At 69.4% G+C, this 15,592-nt stretch carries 16 protein-coding genes; 4 read left to right on the plus strand and 12 right to left on the minus strand.

The window, feature by feature from the left end:
* The first annotated feature begins 8 nt into the window (after nucleotides 1-8).
* Entirely contained in the window at nucleotides 9-401 is a 393-nt protein-coding gene (locus tag HZ992_RS16055) for a DUF779 domain-containing protein (RefSeq protein WP_209382839.1), read from the plus strand.
* Here HZ992_RS16055 and HZ992_RS16060 read toward each other — a convergent pair.
* The 4 genes from HZ992_RS16060 to HZ992_RS16075 all read right to left on the minus strand — a co-directional run bounded on the left by HZ992_RS16060 (nucleotide 398) and on the right by HZ992_RS16075 (nucleotide 6,092).
* On the minus strand, nucleotides 398-1,786 hold the full coding sequence (locus HZ992_RS16060; RefSeq protein ID WP_209382840.1) for a sensor histidine kinase: 1,389 nt from the start codon (nucleotides 1,784-1,786) through the stop codon (nucleotides 398-400). The genes HZ992_RS16055 and HZ992_RS16060 overlap by 4 nt on opposite strands.
* A gap of 28 nt (nucleotides 1,787-1,814) precedes the next feature.
* On the minus strand, nucleotides 1,815-2,519 hold the full coding sequence (locus HZ992_RS16065; RefSeq protein WP_209382841.1) for a hypothetical protein: 705 nt from the start codon (nucleotides 2,517-2,519) through the stop codon (nucleotides 1,815-1,817).
* 222 nt (nucleotides 2,520-2,741) lie between these two features.
* The gene (locus tag HZ992_RS16070; RefSeq protein WP_209382842.1) at nucleotides 2,742-4,172 is read right to left on the minus strand and encodes a sensor histidine kinase; all 1,431 of its coding nucleotides are present in this window, start codon (nucleotides 4,170-4,172) and stop codon (nucleotides 2,742-2,744) included.
* Between the two features lie 180 nt (nucleotides 4,173-4,352).
* Nucleotides 4,353-6,092, minus strand: a complete 1,740-nt coding sequence (locus tag HZ992_RS16075) for a PQQ-dependent methanol/ethanol family dehydrogenase (RefSeq protein ID WP_209382843.1) — start codon at nucleotides 6,090-6,092, stop codon at nucleotides 4,353-4,355.
* Between the two features lie 278 nt (nucleotides 6,093-6,370).
* Here HZ992_RS16075 and HZ992_RS16080 point away from each other — a divergent pair, with 278 nt between their 5' ends.
* Together HZ992_RS16080 and HZ992_RS16085 are read left to right on the plus strand one after the other, a co-directional pair.
* Nucleotides 6,371-6,823: a phage tail protein gene (locus tag HZ992_RS16080; protein WP_209382844.1), complete on the plus strand. Its 453-nt coding sequence runs from the start codon at nucleotides 6,371-6,373 to the stop codon at nucleotides 6,821-6,823.
* Nucleotides 6,820-7,242, plus strand: a complete 423-nt coding sequence (locus tag HZ992_RS16085) for a phage tail protein (RefSeq protein ID WP_209382845.1) — start codon at nucleotides 6,820-6,822, stop codon at nucleotides 7,240-7,242. The genes HZ992_RS16080 and HZ992_RS16085 overlap by 4 nt, the downstream gene beginning before the upstream one ends.
* Here the strand turns inward: HZ992_RS16085 and HZ992_RS16090 are convergent.
* The 3 genes from HZ992_RS16090 to HZ992_RS16100 form a co-directional block, all read right to left on the minus strand.
* Nucleotides 7,239-8,204, minus strand: a complete 966-nt coding sequence (locus HZ992_RS16090) for a quinoprotein relay system zinc metallohydrolase 1 (RefSeq protein ID WP_209382846.1) — start codon at nucleotides 8,202-8,204, stop codon at nucleotides 7,239-7,241. The two genes, HZ992_RS16085 and HZ992_RS16090, sit on opposite strands and share 4 nt — an antisense overlap.
* Nucleotides 8,201-8,992, minus strand: coding sequence for a quinoprotein dehydrogenase-associated SoxYZ-like carrier (locus HZ992_RS16095; protein ID WP_209382847.1), 792 nt, complete (start codon nucleotides 8,990-8,992; stop codon nucleotides 8,201-8,203). The genes HZ992_RS16090 and HZ992_RS16095 overlap by 4 nt, the downstream gene beginning before the upstream one ends.
* 80 nt (nucleotides 8,993-9,072) lie before the next feature.
* Entirely contained in the window at nucleotides 9,073-10,992 is a 1,920-nt protein-coding gene (locus tag HZ992_RS16100; protein ID WP_209382848.1) for an FAD-dependent monooxygenase, read from the minus strand.
* Between the two features lie 131 nt (nucleotides 10,993-11,123).
* Between HZ992_RS16100 and HZ992_RS16105 the strand changes: the two genes are divergently transcribed.
* A complete protein-coding gene (locus HZ992_RS16105) occupies nucleotides 11,124-11,549 on the plus strand; it encodes a MarR family winged helix-turn-helix transcriptional regulator (protein WP_209382849.1) in 426 nt (141 codons plus the stop codon).
* Nucleotides 11,550-11,559: 10 nt separating this feature from the next.
* On the opposite strand, the gene HZ992_RS16110 is transcribed toward HZ992_RS16105, so the two are convergent.
* From HZ992_RS16110 to HZ992_RS16130, 5 genes are all read right to left on the minus strand, one after another.
* Nucleotides 11,560-12,561 (minus strand): XdhC family protein, encoded by a 1,002-nt coding sequence (locus tag HZ992_RS16110; RefSeq protein ID WP_209382850.1) that lies wholly within the window; start codon nucleotides 12,559-12,561, stop codon nucleotides 11,560-11,562.
* A 9-nt stretch (nucleotides 12,562-12,570) separates the two neighbouring features.
* Complete coding sequence (locus HZ992_RS16115) at nucleotides 12,571-13,128, minus strand: SRPBCC family protein (protein ID WP_209382851.1); 558 nt, start codon at nucleotides 13,126-13,128, stop codon at nucleotides 12,571-12,573.
* A 4-nt stretch (nucleotides 13,129-13,132) separates the two neighbouring features.
* A complete protein-coding gene (locus HZ992_RS16120; RefSeq protein WP_209382852.1) occupies nucleotides 13,133-14,317 on the minus strand; it encodes a vWA domain-containing protein in 1,185 nt (394 codons plus the stop codon).
* Nucleotides 14,314-14,574 (minus strand): hypothetical protein, encoded by a 261-nt coding sequence (locus HZ992_RS16125; protein ID WP_209382853.1) that lies wholly within the window; start codon nucleotides 14,572-14,574, stop codon nucleotides 14,314-14,316. The genes HZ992_RS16120 and HZ992_RS16125 overlap by 4 nt, the downstream gene beginning before the upstream one ends.
* Before the next feature lie 74 nt (nucleotides 14,575-14,648).
* Entirely contained in the window at nucleotides 14,649-15,578 is a 930-nt protein-coding gene (locus HZ992_RS16130) for an AAA family ATPase (RefSeq protein WP_209382854.1), read from the minus strand.
* Between the last annotated feature and the right edge of the window lie 14 nt (nucleotides 15,579-15,592).

Here is a 15,592-nt window from a genome sequence, read left to right on the forward strand (position 1 = left end):
GCCTCGGCATGGAGCCCCTGCCGCGTGTGCAGACCACCGAGGCGGCGCGCGCGCTCGTCGCGGAGTTGCGCGTGCGGCACGGCGAGATCCTGTTCTACCAGTCGCATGGCTGCTGCGCGGGCAGCGCGCCGATGTGCTTCGGCACCGCGGAGCTCGCGCTCTCCACGGGCGACCGCCTGCTCGGCCGCCTCGACGGGGCGGCCGACGGCGTGCCGGTGTACGCCAGCGAATCGCAGTGCGAGTACCTGGCCGGGCTGGCCATGACGCTGGACGTCGCGCCGGGCGACACCGGCAGCTTCGGGCTGGAAGACGGCTCGGGCCGGCACTTCGTGGCGCACTTTCGCCTCTGGACCGATGCGGAGCTCGGCCGGCTCGCGCCGATCGAACCGGTGCGGCTCTAGGCAGCCGAAACGCGCAGCGTCGCCGCGAGCACGAGGCCCGGCCGTTCGTGGCCGGGTCGCAACGCCTTCAGCTGCAGGTCGCCGCCGAAGGCCCAGACGCGCTCCTTGATGCCGGCCAGGCCGTTGCCGCGGCGCAGCGCGGAGGCGGCATCGGCGAGGCCGACACCGTCGTCGGCCACCGACCAGTCGACGGTGTCGCGTCCCCGGGGCCAGCGCAGCGCCACGGTGACCTCGCCCGCCTGCGCGTGGCGGGCCACGTTGGTGAGCGCCTCCTGGCTGATTCGGTACAGCGCGAGTGCCAGGTCGCGCGGCAGCGCACGCGCGGGGTCGGCGTCGATCTCGAGCGCCACGCGCAGCGCGCCGCTGGCGCTCTTGCGCCAGCCTTCGGCCAGGCCCTGCAGCAGTTCGGCCAGCGTGGCCATGCTCGTGTCGCCTTCGCCGTCGGCCGCACCGCCGAGCGGTTGCAGCCGCGCGAGCAAGGTGCGCACGTCGCTCTGCACAGCGGCACACTGCTCGGACATGCCCTGCACCACCGGCTGCACGTCGGGCAGATCCTTCAGGCGCTGTGCGAGCCAGCTCGCATCGATGCGGATGGCAGTCAGCCGTTGACCGAACTCGTCGTGCAGTTCGCGCGCCAGGCGCATGCGCTCCTCCTCCTGCAGCGACTGCACCTTGTGGCCGAGCAGCCGCCGTTCGGCCTCGGCGGCATCGAGGGCCTCGCCGAGCGAACGCAGCGCGGCGGCGATCTGTTCCAGTTCGCCGATCGGCATGGCCGGAATCGAGCGCGCCGCCGCGGTGTCGCCGGCCTGGATGCGCCCAATCGCCGCCAACAAGCCCTGCAGCGGCCGAAAGGCCGCGCGCACGTTCCAGGACATCACCGCCAGCATCAGCGCCATGCCCAGCAACAGCACGCCCAGCAAGCTGCCCAGGTAGGCAACGGCCTCGCGACGCTCGCTGTCGCGCTGCGCGGCGAGCGTCAGCGTCCAGGGCTCGCGGCCGGGGCGCGGCAGGGGCCAGGTCACCGGCTGCACTTCGGTGCCGGGTCGCCAGCGGCGATGCAGGTCGGTGAGCGCCTCCACCAGCGGCGAGCTCTCGGGCCCCTGCAGGCGGCCGAGCAGCAGGCGGCCCGCACCGTCGCGCAGGGCGAGCGACAGGTGGCGCAGCGGCGTCTCGCCCTCGTGCGCCTGCAGCACGGCGATGAGCTCCGCATCGCTGAGCGAGCTCGCCTGCGTCAGGCGCGACATCGCGGCGGCCAGCGAGATGGCGGCCTGCACCTCGCCGTCGATGTCGGCATCGGTGCGCGCCAGGCCGAGCGCCAGCGCCCCCAGCAGCGTCAGCACGGCCACCGCCATCGCGCGCCGCATCACGCGACGCGGCAGGTCCATCGGGACGTGCTCGGCAGTCATCGCCGCACTACAGGTCGTACCAGGCGATGCCCAGCACCACGCCGCTGCCGCGCAGTTCAACGCTGCGCACGCGCTGCCACGCAAGATCGACGGCCAGGCGCTCGCGCTTGATCCAGTGGCGCACGCCGGCGTGCACGAGCCGGCCTTCGCGATCGCTCGCCCATTCGCCGAACAGCCAGGTGCGGTTCCGGATCTCGTGCTCGGCGGCGAGCACGCCGGTCCACACGCGACGCTCCTCGCGCGGCTTGGCCACGCCGGCGTTGACATGCACGACGCTGGCGCCTTCGTTGAACTGCATCGTGAGCGGCAGGCTGAGCGACACGCCGGCGCGCTGCCAGGGGCCGCCCTGCGCGCGCTCCATGTCGAGCGTGGCGACCACGCCCCAGCCCCAGCCGTCGCGCGAGATGCGGTTGAACAGGTGCTTGTACTCGACCTCGATCTCGTGGCCGTTGCCGATGTCTCGATCAACCACGCGGCGGAACTCGACCTGCAGAGAATTCACCGGGTCGAAGGCGTACTCGGGTGCCACGGTCAGCGAGCGCTGCGCTCCGGCCTGGCGGTACCAGTTCTCCACCGACCAGACCTGCTCCTCGTCGTCTTCGGCAGCGCCGCTGTTGGTGACGATGTAGGGGCGGTCGGCGCTCCAGGACAGCTGGGCCGCGGCGAGCAGGCTCAACGAGGCCAGCAATCGAAAGTTCATGCACAGGGTCATGCGCCATCCTGCCATGAACGGCGCACGACATCCGCTGCGCCAGGCCTGGCTTCCGCACAGAGCCGAAGAAGAACCGCTGCCCGCGACCTGCGGACAGCGGTTGAAATCAGCTCGAAGCCGACGATGCGAATCGTGCGTGGGCCCCGGGAGGGCCCGCATTGCACCGCTGCAGTCTGGCGCGGCGCGGCGCGCCAGGCCAGGGAAGACTTCCCGCTGGTGGGCTCAGGCCGCGTGGGCCGCCATGCGCGCGGGTGTCGCCGACGGTGCGGCGCCGGTCAGGCGGAAGCAGAACTGCGCCCCGCCTTCGGGTGCCACTGCTGCCCAGACGCGGCCTCCCATGGCCTCGATGGCGCGGCGCACGATGCTCAGGCCCAGTCCATGGCCGTCGAAGGCCGTGCCGTGAGCGCGATAGAAGGGCTCGAACAGATGCTCTGCCGCATCGGCCGAGAAGCCGACGCCGTTGTCGCGCACGCACACCTGCACGTCGTCGCCTTCCACGTCGACCACGACCTCGACCCGTGGCACCTGCGTCTTGCTCGAGAACTTGGCCGCATTGCCCAGAAGATTCACGAACACCGTGCGCAACAGGTCGGGATCCGCCTCCACGGTCGGCAGTTCGCCGCAGCGCAGCGTGGGCCGCTGTGCGCCGGATCTGGACAGCATCACCTCCTCGAAGGCGGAGCGAACGATGTGTTCGAGTTGTACCGGCTCGCGACGCGGTGTGGCCTCACCCAGCCGCGCCAGGTCGAGCATCGAGCAGACCATGCGCACCGATGCATCGCACTGCTCGGCAATGGCGGGCAAGGCACGATGGGCCATCGACGGGTCACCCCGGCCCAGCGCGTCCGCCGCCAGCCGCGCCAGCTGCGACATCCCGCCGAGTGGCCCGCGCAAGTCGTGCGACACGCCACGGTTGACGGCCTCCAGGCCGGCGATCAGTTCGTGAAGATGGCGGGTGCGCTCGACGACCCGGGACTCGAGGAGCACGTTCACCTCGCGCAATCTTGCCTCGGCAGCCGTGCGAGAGGCGACTTCACGCCCCAGCTCGCGCTGGCGGCGCAGCAGGCTGATGGTCAGCACGATCATGCCGAACGCGGCCAGCCCGATGCCGGCAAAGTTCTTCAGCTGCTGCGATGGCACACCCACAGCCTGCAGAAGGAACGGCAGCGCCGCCATGAACAGCAACGCGACCGCCAGGCCGAGATGATTCTGGCCCGGACGCTCGAAGGCGCGTCGCAGCGCGAGCACGGCGACGCCCACGTAGGAGAGCAGGACGCCGACGTGGAACACCTCGTGCCGCACCGGCTGCCCCATGGCGAGTGCCGCGATGAGAACGGCTGAGGGCAGCCACAGCGCGACCACGAAGGCGCGCAGCCTGCCGCGCGGGAATCCGAGGTACTGCGCGACGCCGACGGTGACCAGCACCACGGCCGAGCCGATCACGATCGACCAGGCACGCAACACCGGCACGTCGATGAACGGGCCGGTGTACGGCAGGCTGTCGCTGCGGAAGTACCAGACGGCGGCCAGCGCGAAGCCGGCGCCGAGCAGGGGCGTGCCGGGTTCACGCGCCCGCAGCCAGACGGTCCAGAACAGCAGGGCGAGCACGCCGATGGCGATGGCTTCGACCACGGTCACGGTCAGCAGCGGCATGGGGGCCTTCAAACCCTGGTTATCGATGCCGACCAGCCAGCCCGGACGGCAACAGCCTGATGGTAATCAGGCTAAACAAGAGCCAGGCTTCGGACTTGAGCAGAAGCAAGAAAAGCTCACGCTTCTCAAAGCAACGAGGCCGCCCTGGGGCGGCCTCGTTCAGTCACGGGGACCGGGGGTTCACTTCATCAGCTTGAACACCCACACCGAGCCGCCCTGCTCGAGGAAGCTGACCTTCTTGGCCACGTCGCCGCCCCACAGCGGCACCGCACCACCCCAGCCCGAGACCACGGCGACGTACTGCTCGCCCTTGTCTTCCCAGGTCACCGGGGGTGCCACGACGCCCGAGCCGGTCTGGAACTTCCAGACGATCTTGCCGGTCTTCGCGTCGGCAGCCTGGAGGTAGCCTTCCGGCGTGCCCCACCAGACGAGGTTGCCGCCGGTGGTCAGCACACCCCCCCACAGCGGCGCGTTGTTCGGCGCTTCCCAGACGATCTTGCCGGTCTTCGGGTCGATCGCGCGCATCGCGCCGATGGCACCGTCGTTCAGCGTCTTGATGGTGAAGCCGGCACCGAGGTAGGCCGCACCCTTCTTGTAGGTGATGGGCTCGTTCCAGATCTCCATGCCCCACTCGTTGGCCGGCACGTAGAACAGCTTCGTGTCGGGCGAGTAGGCCATCGGCATCTGGTTCTTGCCGCCGAGGAAGGACGGCGCGGCGAACACCACGTTGCCCTTCTTCGGATCGGCGCCCGCGGTCGGGTCGCCCGGGCGGTTCTCGGGCACGTAGTTCGGCCGGCCGGTCTTCAGGTCGATGCCGGTCGCCCAGGTCACCTTCTTGACGAACGGGAAGGCGTTGACGAGCTGGCCGGTGGCGGCGTCGTTGACGTAGAAGAAGCCGTTGCGGTCGGCCTTGCCGCCGAGCACCTTGCCGCCGTCTTCATAGGTGATGAACTCGTTCACGCCGTCGAAGTCCCAGCCGTCGTTGGGCGTGTTCTGGTAGTGCCACTTGATCTGGCCGGTCTTGATGTCGATGGCCACGGTGGAGCAGGAGAACAGGTTGTCGCCCTTGCGCAGGTGGCTGTTCCACGGCGCCGGGTTGCCGGTGCCGAAATAGGCCAGGCCGGTCTTGGCGTTGTAGGTGCCGCCCAGCCAGGTGGCCGCGCCGCCGGTCTTCCACAGGTCGCCGGGCCAGCTCTTGCCGGTGTTGCCGGAGACGCCGTTCTCCTTCTTGTTGCCGTCCTTGTCGTAGGTGTAGCCCATGTGGCCTTCGACGGTCGGGCGCGACCAGACCATCCGGCCGGTCTTCGGGTCGCGCGCCTCGACGCGGCCGACGATGCCGAACTCGCCGCCGGACACGCCGGTCAGCAGCAGGCCGCCGGCGATCAGCGGCGCGGCCGAGGCGGAGTAGCCCGCGGCGTAGTCGTCGATCTTCTCCTTCCAGACCACGTCGCCGGTCTTCGCGTCGAGCGCGACGAGCTGCGCGTCGAGCGTGGCGAAGATGACCAGGTTGTCGTACAGCGCGGCGCCGCGGTTGATCACGTCGCAGCAGGGCATGATGCCTTCGGGCAGGCGGTGCTCGTACTTCCACAGCTTGGCGCCGGTCTTGGCGTCGAGCGCGAAGATGCGCGAGTAGGAGGCGGTGACGTACATCACGCCGTCGTGGATCAGCGGCTGCGACTCCTGACCGCGCTGCTTTTCGCCACCGAAGGAGAACGACCACGCCGGCACCAGCTTGCCGATGGTCGACGGGTTGATCTGCTTGAGCGGCGAGTAGCGCTGCCCCTGCGTGCCGATGCCCCAGGAGACGACGTCGCCGGGTGTCTTGGCATCGTCGTCGATCATCTTGTCGGTCACCGCCGACTGGGCACTCATCGTGCCCAGCGCCAGCGCGACCCAAACGGTCAGTTGCTTGATTCGCATCGTGTCTCCTCGAGGGTTGAGAGGGGTTGGGGGCAGGCTGTCGACTGCTTCTCCAGATCCCATTTGCGCAACTCCCGTGCCAAACGCCGTGGTGCTTCACGACACCGAAAAACCAGCTCGATGGGGGCCGGATTTCCCTCGTCTTTTCAGGGTTTCCCCTCGCGCTGTCACATCCTTGAGCAGTGCCGGCGCGTCGCGCTGTGACAGAGCTAGGGACTGCCGCTGCAGGCCGAGCAGTGCCACACTGAAGCGGTCTCGACGACACACGGAACCCTGCCATGGCCATCCTGCGCGACCGCCCCTACCCCCCGTTCAACTTCCTCGTCGACCTCGGCGATGGCAACACCGAGGGGCCGGACGCCGGCTTCCTGGAGGTCGGTGCCATCGGCATGGAGACCGCGGTGATCGAGTACCGCAACGGCAACTCCAGAGAGAACCAGGTGATCAAGCTCACCGGCCTGACCAAGGTGAACGACGTCACGTTCAAGCGCGGCGTGATCGGTTCGCTGCGCCTGTACCAGTGGCTCGACCAGATCCGCAACGGTGACCAGAACGCGCTGCGCACGGTGACCGTGCAGCTGATGAACGAGGACCACACGGCCGTCGTGCAGACCTGGAAGCTGCTGCGCGCGCGCATCGTCAAGCACACCAGCGGGCCCTTCAACGCCAAGGCGAACGAGGTGGCCATCGAGGAGATGGTGCTCGCGTACGAGCGGCTGGAGATGGAGTGAAGTCTCTCGTGGACGAGGGCGAGCGCCGGCCCCTCGCGGGCCGCAACTTCCGCGTCGAGATCGACGAGGGCAACGGACGGCGCATCGAGGTCGGCTGCTCGGAGGTGGTGTTCCCGGCGCTGAGCGCTGCGGACGATCCGTTCGAGCCCCGTGCCCCCGAGCCCCTGCTGCTGCGCCGCGCCGCCACCGGAGGCGAGGAGTTCCATGCCTGGTGGGACAAGGCACGCAGCGGTCGCGCGCCGGCGCGCCGCACGGTCACCATCACGCTGCTCGGCGACGACCTCGCCAGCGAGCCGATGCGCTGGCGCTTCCGCAACGCGCGGCCGGTGTCGCTGCACTACTCGCCGCTGAATGCGATGGGCAGCGCGCTCTTGATCGAGACGATCGCGCTCGCCTTCGACGGCGTCGAGATCGCTTAGGGCCTGTTCACTGCGGGCTTGCCGCCGCCGAGCACCGCCTGCTCGTAGCGCGGGTACAGGTGGGCCACGTTGCGCGTGTACTCGGTGCCGAAGGCCGCCCAGCCGCGGAACTCCGCCGGCACCTCGGCGCGCAGCAGCTCGTTCATCTCCACGCCCTGCTCCGCTGCCTGCGTGAAGCGGCGGTCCAGCCATTGCAGGTAGCGCTGCGTCTGCCCGATCGCGCTGGCGTCGGCGCGCACCGGGCCGTGGCTGGGCACCAGCGTCTTCAGCGGCAGCGCGGAGAACGACTCCAGGCTGCCGAGCCAGGCGCCGACCTGCGCATGCGGCGTGGTCGGGATGCGCTGGGCAAACACCAGGCCGCCGGCGAACACCACGCCGCTGGCCTTGTCGATCAGCACCAGGTCGCTGTCGGTGTGGCCGCGGTACTCGCGCAGCTCCATCTCGCGGCCGCCCAAGCGCAGCGGCCCGAGCATGGCGGTGCCGGTGGGCAGCAGGGCTTCGGTGCCCTTCATCCAGTCGCCGCACAGGCGGTACAGGTTGTCTTCGTAGGCCTTGGCCTCGCGCGCCATGCCGGCGCGTGTGCTGTCGGTGGCCAGGCGCGGCACGTCGGCGAAGGCCTGGTTGCCGAGGAAGTAGTCGGGGTGCAGGTTGAGGTGGATCACCTGCACGATCGGCTCGCGAACGGTGCGCTCGATCAGCGCGCGCAGCTGCTCGCCGTAGCGCTTCGACGGCCCGGTGTTGATCACCACCACGCCGGCGCCGGTGGCGATGAAGCCGGTGTTGATGATGTTGCAGCCGTTGGCCGGCGAGAAGTCGGCGTTGGCACCCTCGACCACCCACACGCCCGGCGCCAGCGCCCGCGCCGCCAGTCCGTAGTCCAGCCGCGCCAGGTCGACCTTCGACGCGGTCTGCGAGAACGCTGAACCTGCGGCCAGCAATGCGATGGCAACGAGCCGCTTCATTCGATGCGGCTGTCGATGCGGTTGCCGTTGTTGTCGGTGCCCACCAGGCGCAGACCGCCGGCCACGCGGCCGGGGAAATCGAAGCTGAACACCGGGTTCTCGCTCACCGGCTCGAAGGTCGCCAGGCGCAGCAGCTCGCGGCCTTGCCCGTCGCGCACGCTGAGCTTGTTGACATAGAAGGCCGGGATGCCGCCGACCAGGCCGGTGTCCATCGGGTGCATGACGCGCACGCGCAGCCGCGAGGCGCCGGAAACTCCGTTGGCCTCGGGCATCGGGCTGCTCGGGAACAGCTTGCCGCTGACCTGGCCGAGCGTCTGCGACCAGCTGCCGTCCTTGCGCGTCGCTCCGGCCACGGTGCAGCCGCCGCCGGACGAATCGACCCAGGCGCCGCCGACATGCCACACGCCATCCTTCGTGCGTGCAGCGGCGCGCACCGGGCTCGCCTGCTCGAGCTTGAAACGCAGGCCGACGCTGGCCAGCGCGGCCAGCGGCTGGTACTCGAGCACCTTGCGGATCGGGTTGCGGTCGACGAAGACGACGATGCGCTCGATGTCGGGCAGGCCCAGCGCCGCCACGCTCACCGGCACGTTCATCGGGTCCTCGGCGAAGGCCGGGGCGCGCACCTGCACGCGCTCGTCGAACACCACCTGCGCGCTGCCGAAGAACTCGCGCTTCAGGTCGGGCCACTGCAGCGAGCGAAACGGGTCACCGCCGGTGCCGTCGGCGCGCGCAGTGCCCCGCCACGGCAAGAGCGCGAGCAGTGTCAGGGCATGACGGCGGTCCAGCATGGCCGGCATGGTGGCCGCGCGGCAGCGCCCGCTCCAGTCAGGGCGAACCCGCAGACGCTGCGCCAGAACGGATCAGCCGCTCAGCCGCGCACGCGCAGGATGGCGGCGAAGTACGCGGCCAGCTCGTCGCGCGCCTGCAGCGGCAGGATGTGGCCGACGTACTGATCCGGGCGCACGACGACCATGCAGCCGGCGGCCCGGTCGATGCCACGCATCGCGAAGATGTCCTCGCCACGCTTCAGGTCGGCGCAGAACACCTTCTCGAAGTCGCACAGCCCGTGGCGGCCCACGTGCGGACGCAGCAGCGTGGGCATGGCACCGTAGTCGAGCGCGCGGAAGCCCTGCTGGAACACCGCCCGGGTGTCGATCACGGCATCCACATCTTCGCCGGGTGCGGTGTGCCGGCGCAGTGGCGAAGCCTGGTCATGCTCGAGCCAGTCGCACAGCGTGGCGACCGTGCCGCCCGGGCTGCCGTCATCACCCGCAGGGGCGAAGAGGAACAGGTGGAAGCGTGCGCCGGCCTCGATGCAGTGGCCCAGGTGCATGGGCTTGGCGTCGGCCAGCCGCACGACGGGGGCGGAATGGAAGCGCTTGCCGATGTCGAATCCCGTGGCCAGGTGCTGGTGCGTGGGCGCGCCGGTCAACGCGCTGCGTTCGTACTGGATGGTCAGGCCGCAGGTGAAAGGCAGGTTGTTGACGAACTCGCGCGCCACGCGCGGCAGGCCGTCGGTGGCGCTGTCCGCGAGATCCTGCTCGGCCTTGGCGCCGACGACGCGCGCCCACTTGTGGTCGAACTCCACCAGGCCCTTCGCCGCGGCGCGCCGTTCGCCCGAGTAGCTGTGCAGCAGGGCCGGCTCGGCGCGGCCGGTCAGCACCGAGATCAGCTTCCAGCCGAGGTTGAAGGTGTCGCCCATCGACACGTTCATGCCCTGCCCGGCCTTCGGGCTGTGGGTGTGGCAGGCGTCACCGGCCAGCATCACGTGCGGCGCGCGGTGGGCCACCTGGTCCGCCGGCACGTCGTCGAACTTGTCGGTCAGCCGATGGCCGATCTCGTAGATCGACCACCAGACCACCTCCTTCACGTCCAGCTCGAACGGCCGGAAGATGCGCTGCGCCTTGGCGATGATGTCCTGCGCGCCCATGCCGCGCTCCGAGACGCGCTCGTTCTCGCCAAGGCGGTCGAGCTCGACGTACAGGCGCACCAGGTGCCCGCCCTCGCGCGGCAGCACCATCAGGATGCCCTCGTCTTGCGAGCGCACGAAGGACTTCATGCGCCAGTCGGGGAAGTCGGTGACGGCCAGCACGTCCATCACGCCCCAGGCATGATGCGCCGCGTCGCCGTGCAGCGCCCCGCCGATGGCTGCGCGCACGTTCGAGCGGGCGCCGTCGCAGCCGATGACGTAGTTGGCGCGCAGCGTCGCGGTCTGCCCCTCGCGGCCCGGCGCGGTGTGCTCCAGCGTGACGGTGACGGGGTACTCGGCGGCGGCGGGGTCGATGCTCAGGTCGAGCACCTTGAGGCCGTAGTCGGGCTCCAGCCGGCTGGGCGAGTGGCGCATGATGTCGAGGAACATGTCGTGCACCCGCGCCTGGTTGATCAGCACATGGGGCATCTCGGAGATGCCATCGGGCACGTCCTGCACGCGGGCGACGCGAGCCGGGGATGCATCCTCACCAGGCGCCCAGAAGGTGGTCTCGTTGATCCACACCGACTCGCGCATGACCTTCTCGCCGAAGCCGAAGGCCTGGAACATCTCCATGGAGCGCACGCTGATGCCGTCGGCCTGGCCCTTCTCCATCGGCCCCAGCTTCGGCTCGGCGAGCAGGGTGCGGATCTGCGGGACGCGTGCGAGCTGGGCGGCCAGGCACAGGCCGGCCGGGCCCGAGCCTGCGATCAGCACGTCCACCGTGTCCGGCAAGGGGTCGCCCGCGCGGCGATGGCCCGCGGCGGCCGGCAGCACATCTGGATCGCCGGGCTTGAAGCCGTTGAGGTGGAATTGCATGGTGTCTCCTTCGGGCCGCTCATGCGCTGGATGCGATAAGCTTTCATATAATATGTATGCATACTAAAATCGTCAAGCAGACAGGCATCACCCTGGCGACGGGGCGAGATCGGCGACGGCCGGGGGCAGCGATGGACAGGATCGAAATGGCCGGGCACCTGATCCGTCGGCTGCATCAGCAGTCCACGCAGGTCTTTCAGGCGCAGACGCAGGCCGCGGGTTTCGACCTGACCTCGGTGCAGTTCGCCGCGCTCGACGCGATCGCACTGCAACCCGGCATCGACCAGGCCAGCCTGGCCACGACCATCAGCTTCGACCGTGCCACGATCGGCGGTGTGATCGACCGCCTGGAGAGCAAGGGCCTGGTGCAGCGCGTGGTCAGCGCGCAGGATCGCCGGGCGCGCCTGCTGCACCTCACGCCCGAGGGCGAACGACTGCTGGCCGCCATCCGGCCGGTGGTGGAAGCCTTGCAGGCGGAGATCCTGGCGCCGCTGTCACGCGCGGAGCGCGCCGCCTTCGTGGCGTTGGCGCACAAGGCGCTGGGCCTGGCGCGTTGAGGCCGTCGCCTCAGGAGCGCGCGCACACCCCCGACGACTCCGGCAGCGCCGAGCCTTCCTTCTTCTGCATCAGCGCCACGCCGTTCTTCACCGCGACGATCTCGGCGACGATGGACACGGCGATCTCGGCCGGCGTCTTGCTGCCCAGGTCCAGCCCGATCGGGCCGTGCAGGCGGTCGATCTCGGCCGGTGACAGGTCGAACAGCGCGAGCCGCTCCTTGCGCTTGGCGGTGTTGCCGCGCGAACCGAGCGCGCCGACGTAGAAGGCCGGCGACTTCAGGGCCTCGAGCAGCACCATGTCGTCGAGCTTGGGGTCGTGGGTGACGGCGATCACCGCGCTGTGCGGGTCGAGCTGCAGCTCCAGCACCAGGTCGTCGGGCATCGCCTTGCTGAAGATCGTGTTCGGGATGTCCCAGGTGAGGTGGTACTCCTCGCGCGGATCGCAGCAGATCACCTCGAAGTCCAGCGCCAGCGCCATCTGCGCGACGGTGCGCGAGAGCTGGCCGGCGCCGATGATGAGCAACCGCCAGCGCGGGCCGAACAGCGCGCGCAGTTGCGTGCCGTCGAACTGGAAGGCCTCGCCGCGCGCGGCGGGCTCGATGCTTACCAGGCCGGTGTTCAAGTCGAGTTTGCGTGCCACCAGCTCGTGGCGTGAGGTACGCGTGAGCACCTCGTCGACCCAGGCGGTGTCGGTCAGCGGTTCCTGCACCAGGCGCAGGTTGCCGCCGCAGGGAAGGCCGAAACGCGCCGCCTCTTCCTTGCTCACGCCGTAGTTGATCAGCGAGGGCTTGCCGACGCGCTCGCCCTGGCGCACGCGATCGATCAGGTCATCCTCGACGCAGCCGCCGGAGACCGAGCCGACCACCAGGCCGTCGCCGCGCATGGCCAGCAGCGCGCCGGGCGGGCGCGGGGCCGACCCCCAGGTCTCGATGACGGTGACCAGCCACACCGGCTGGCCGTCGGCGCGCCAGTCGCGCGCCTGCTGCAGCACCTGAAGGTCCAGACTGTCCATGACCAGCTCCTATCGCTTGAGGAACCAGATCGCCGCCAGCACGACGACGGCGCCCACGATCCACCACAGCATCTTGCTGCCGGCCGCCGCCGGCGCGGGTGCCGGGGCTGCCACCACCGCGCCTTCGGCCGGCGCGAGCGCGGCTTCGAAGGCGGTGAAGAAGTCCTCGGCGATCTTTCCGGCGGCGGCGTCGATGAGGCGCGAGCCCACCTGCGCCATCTTGCCGCCGACCTGCGCGCGCGCCACGTAGCTCAGCTTGGTGCTGTTGCCTTCGGCGGCCAGCGAGACGTCGGCCGAGCCCTTGCCGAAACCGGCCACGCCGCCCTGCCCGTCGAAGTTGATCGTGTAGCTGTTCGGCGCCTTCACGTCGGTCATCTTCAGGTTGCCCTTGAACTTGGCGCTGACGGGGCCGACTCGCACGGCGACCATCGCCTGGAAGGCATCGTCGCCGGTGCGCTCCAGCGATTCGCAGCCGGTGATGCAGGCCTTGAGGATCTCCGGGTTGTTGAGCGCGGCCCAGGTGGTGTCGACCGAGGCCGGGATGAGACGTTCGCCTTTGAGTTCCATGGGGTCAGTGAAGCAATGAAGAGGGTTGGAGGGCCGGGCGCTGCAAGGCGCCGGCGAGATCCGCCAGGCTGGCGAGGTTGTGCACCGGCAGGAAACGGTCGACATGGGCGAGCAGCGTGCGGATGCCCTCGGCGCGCGGCTCGAAGCCGTCGAAGCGCAGCAGCGGGTTCAGCCACACGACCTCGTGCGCCATGCGGTGCAATTGTGCGGCCGCGCCGGCGAGCAGGCCGCCTTCGTCGCGTTCCAGGCCGTCGGTGACCAGCAGCACGGCGGCGTTGGCGCCGAGCACGCGGCGCGCCCAGCGGCGATTGAACTCGTCCAGGCTCGACGCGATGCGCGTGCCGCCCTTCCAGTCGTGCACCTGCGTGTCGGCCATCTTCAGCGCGACGTCGGGGTCGCGGTGGCGCAGGCAGCGCGTGATGTTGGTGAGCCGCGTGCCGAAGGTGAAGGTATGCACCTTCAGATGCCGGCGCGTCAGTCCGTGCACGTAGTGCAGGAACAGGCGCGAGTAGCGGTCCATCGAGCCGGAGATGTCGAGCAGCACGACGATCGGCGGCAGCTCGGTGCGCGGGTGGGTGAAGGCCGGTGCCAGCGTGTGCGGCTGGCGCGCCATGCCCTGCAGCGTGCGGCGCAGGTCCAGCGTGCCGCGCGTGCCGGCCTCGTGGCGACGGCGCCGCACCGGCTGCACCGGCAGCGGCGCGCGCTCGGCGAGCTTCTTGGCCAGTTCGTACTCGGCCGTGGTCATGCTCTCGAAGTCGGCCTGCGCCAGGCGCTCGCGCTCGGAGAAGCTGAACTCGGTCTCGAACTGGATCTCTTCCTTCGCCGTCTCGTTGGCCGGGTTGGGCTTTCGCTCCGGCGTCGGCGGCGCGAGCGCTTCGGCCAGGCGGTTCGCACGCGGCGGCAATTGCTTCTCGCCGCGGCCCTGGATCTTGGGCAGCAACAGATACATCATCTGCTCGAGCAGCTTGGGGTCGCGGAAGAAGGCGTCGAAGGCGGCGTCGAACACCGTTTGCTGCTCGTGGCGCTCGAGCATCACGGCGCTGAGTGCGGCGCGGATGTCTTCTCTGCGTTCGAGGCCAACGGCTTCGACTGCCGCGATGGCGGCGAGCACGCGGTCGGGGCCGACGGCCATGCCGGTGTCGCGCAGGATGCGCGAGAAATGGACGATGTTGTCTGCCAACATCTTCATTGCCTCCTGCGGGAGAACCCGCCGGTCTCGCCCGGCCGGCGAGATCCTTTCTTCTGCTGGCCCAGAAGAAAGGACCCAAAGAAGAGGGCCTGAATACGATCTGGCTGCTGCCGCTGGCTACAAGGTTCGGCTGTTGAAGGCTGGTGCCAGCCGAACCAGTCGATCGACCGACCCGGATGCTCAACAGCCGCCTCGGGTTGGCTGCCACGTGCAGCAGCCAAATCGTGTTCCAGGCCCTTTGCTTTGGTGACTTTCATTTGGGCCAGCAAATGAAAGTTACCGCCGGCCGGGCGCGACCGGCGGGCTGTTGCGAAGTGAGCCAGCGCAGCCATCAATCGAGCAAGGCTCGCGCCTTCAATTCGTCGAGGATCTTCGCCGTATCCCCACCGCCCATGCGAGCGATGTCGTCCTGGTACTTGAGCAGCACCCCCAGCGTGTCGTGCACCGTCGCCGGATCCAGCCGCATCGCATTCAGAGCGACCAGCGCATTCGTCCAGTCGATCGTCTCCGCCACCCCCGGGGCCTTGAAGAGATCGAGCGAACGCATGCGCTGCACAAACTCCACCACCTGCCGGTACAGGCGTTCGGAAGCTCCCGGCGCCTTGCGGCGCACGATGTCGAGCTCGCGCTCGACGTCCGGGAACTCGACCCAGTGGTACAGACAGCGCCGCTTCAGCGCGTCGTGGATCTCGCGCGTGCGGTTGCTGGTGATGATGGTGATCGGCGGCGCATCGGCCTTGATCGCGCCCAGCTCGGGAATGGTGATCTGGTTCTCCGCCAGCACCTCGAGCAGGAAGGCATCGAAGGGCTCGTCGGCGCGGTCGAGTTCGTCGATCAGCAGCACCGGCGAACGCGACTGCGTCAGCGCCTGCAGCAGCGGCCGCTCGATCAGCATGGCGCGCGAGTACAGGCTGTGCGCGAGGCGGTCGCGGTCGGCCGCGTCGGTGATCGAGTGCGCCGCTTCGGCCAGGCGGATCTCGACCATCTGGCGCGCCACGTTCCATTCGTAGGCGGTCTGCGCGACGTCCAGCCCCTCGTAACACTGCACGCGCAGCATCAGTGTGCCCAGCGCCGTCGACAGCGACTTGGCCAGCTCGGTCTTACCCACGCCTGGCTCGCCCTCGAGGAACAGCGGCCGGCGCAGCTTCAGCGCGAGGAACAGTGCGGTGGCCAGGCGCCGGTCGCAGATGTAGTTCTCGGTGGCGAGCAGCGCGATCACCGCGTCGACGGAGTCGGGCAGGCGCAGTTCTGGAAGCGTCATGGTCGGACTTCCGA

Source organism: Rhizobacter sp. AJA081-3, assembly GCF_017795745.1.
Lineage (GTDB): Bacteria > Pseudomonadota > Gammaproteobacteria > Burkholderiales > Burkholderiaceae_C > Piscinibacter.

Coding starts and splice junctions, on each gene's coding strand:
- HZ992_RS16100 (WP_209382848.1), bottom strand. CDS start 10,992: ATGCAATTCCACCTCAACGGCTTCAAGCCCGGCGATCCAGATGTGCTG.
- HZ992_RS16095 (WP_209382847.1), bottom strand. CDS start 8,992: ATGCTGGACCGCCGTCATGCCCTGACACTGCTCGCGCTCTTGCCGTGG.
- HZ992_RS16115 (WP_209382851.1), bottom strand. CDS start 13,128: ATGGAACTCAAAGGCGAACGTCTCATCCCGGCCTCGGTCGACACCACC.
- HZ992_RS16055 (WP_209382839.1), top strand. CDS start 9: ATGGAGCCCCTGCCGCGTGTGCAGACCACCGAGGCGGCGCGCGCGCTC.
- HZ992_RS16080 (WP_209382844.1), top strand. CDS start 6,371: ATGGCCATCCTGCGCGACCGCCCCTACCCCCCGTTCAACTTCCTCGTC.
- HZ992_RS16090 (WP_209382846.1), bottom strand. CDS start 8,204: ATGAAGCGGCTCGTTGCCATCGCATTGCTGGCCGCAGGTTCAGCGTTC.
- HZ992_RS16120 (WP_209382852.1), bottom strand. CDS start 14,317: ATGAAGATGTTGGCAGACAACATCGTCCATTTCTCGCGCATCCTGCGC.
- HZ992_RS16065 (WP_209382841.1), bottom strand. CDS start 2,519: ATGACCCTGTGCATGAACTTTCGATTGCTGGCCTCGTTGAGCCTGCTC.
- HZ992_RS16060 (WP_209382840.1), bottom strand. CDS start 1,786: ATGGACCTGCCGCGTCGCGTGATGCGGCGCGCGATGGCGGTGGCCGTG.
- HZ992_RS16110 (WP_209382850.1), bottom strand. CDS start 12,561: ATGGACAGTCTGGACCTTCAGGTGCTGCAGCAGGCGCGCGACTGGCGC.
- HZ992_RS16105 (WP_209382849.1), top strand. CDS start 11,124: ATGGACAGGATCGAAATGGCCGGGCACCTGATCCGTCGGCTGCATCAG.
- HZ992_RS16070 (WP_209382842.1), bottom strand. CDS start 4,172: ATGCCGCTGCTGACCGTGACCGTGGTCGAAGCCATCGCCATCGGCGTG.
- HZ992_RS16125 (WP_209382853.1), bottom strand. CDS start 14,574: ATGAAAGTCACCAAAGCAAAGGGCCTGGAACACGATTTGGCTGCTGCA.
- HZ992_RS16130 (WP_209382854.1), bottom strand. CDS start 15,578: ATGACGCTTCCAGAACTGCGCCTGCCCGACTCCGTCGACGCGGTGATC.
- HZ992_RS16075 (WP_209382843.1), bottom strand. CDS start 6,092: ATGCGAATCAAGCAACTGACCGTTTGGGTCGCGCTGGCGCTGGGCACG.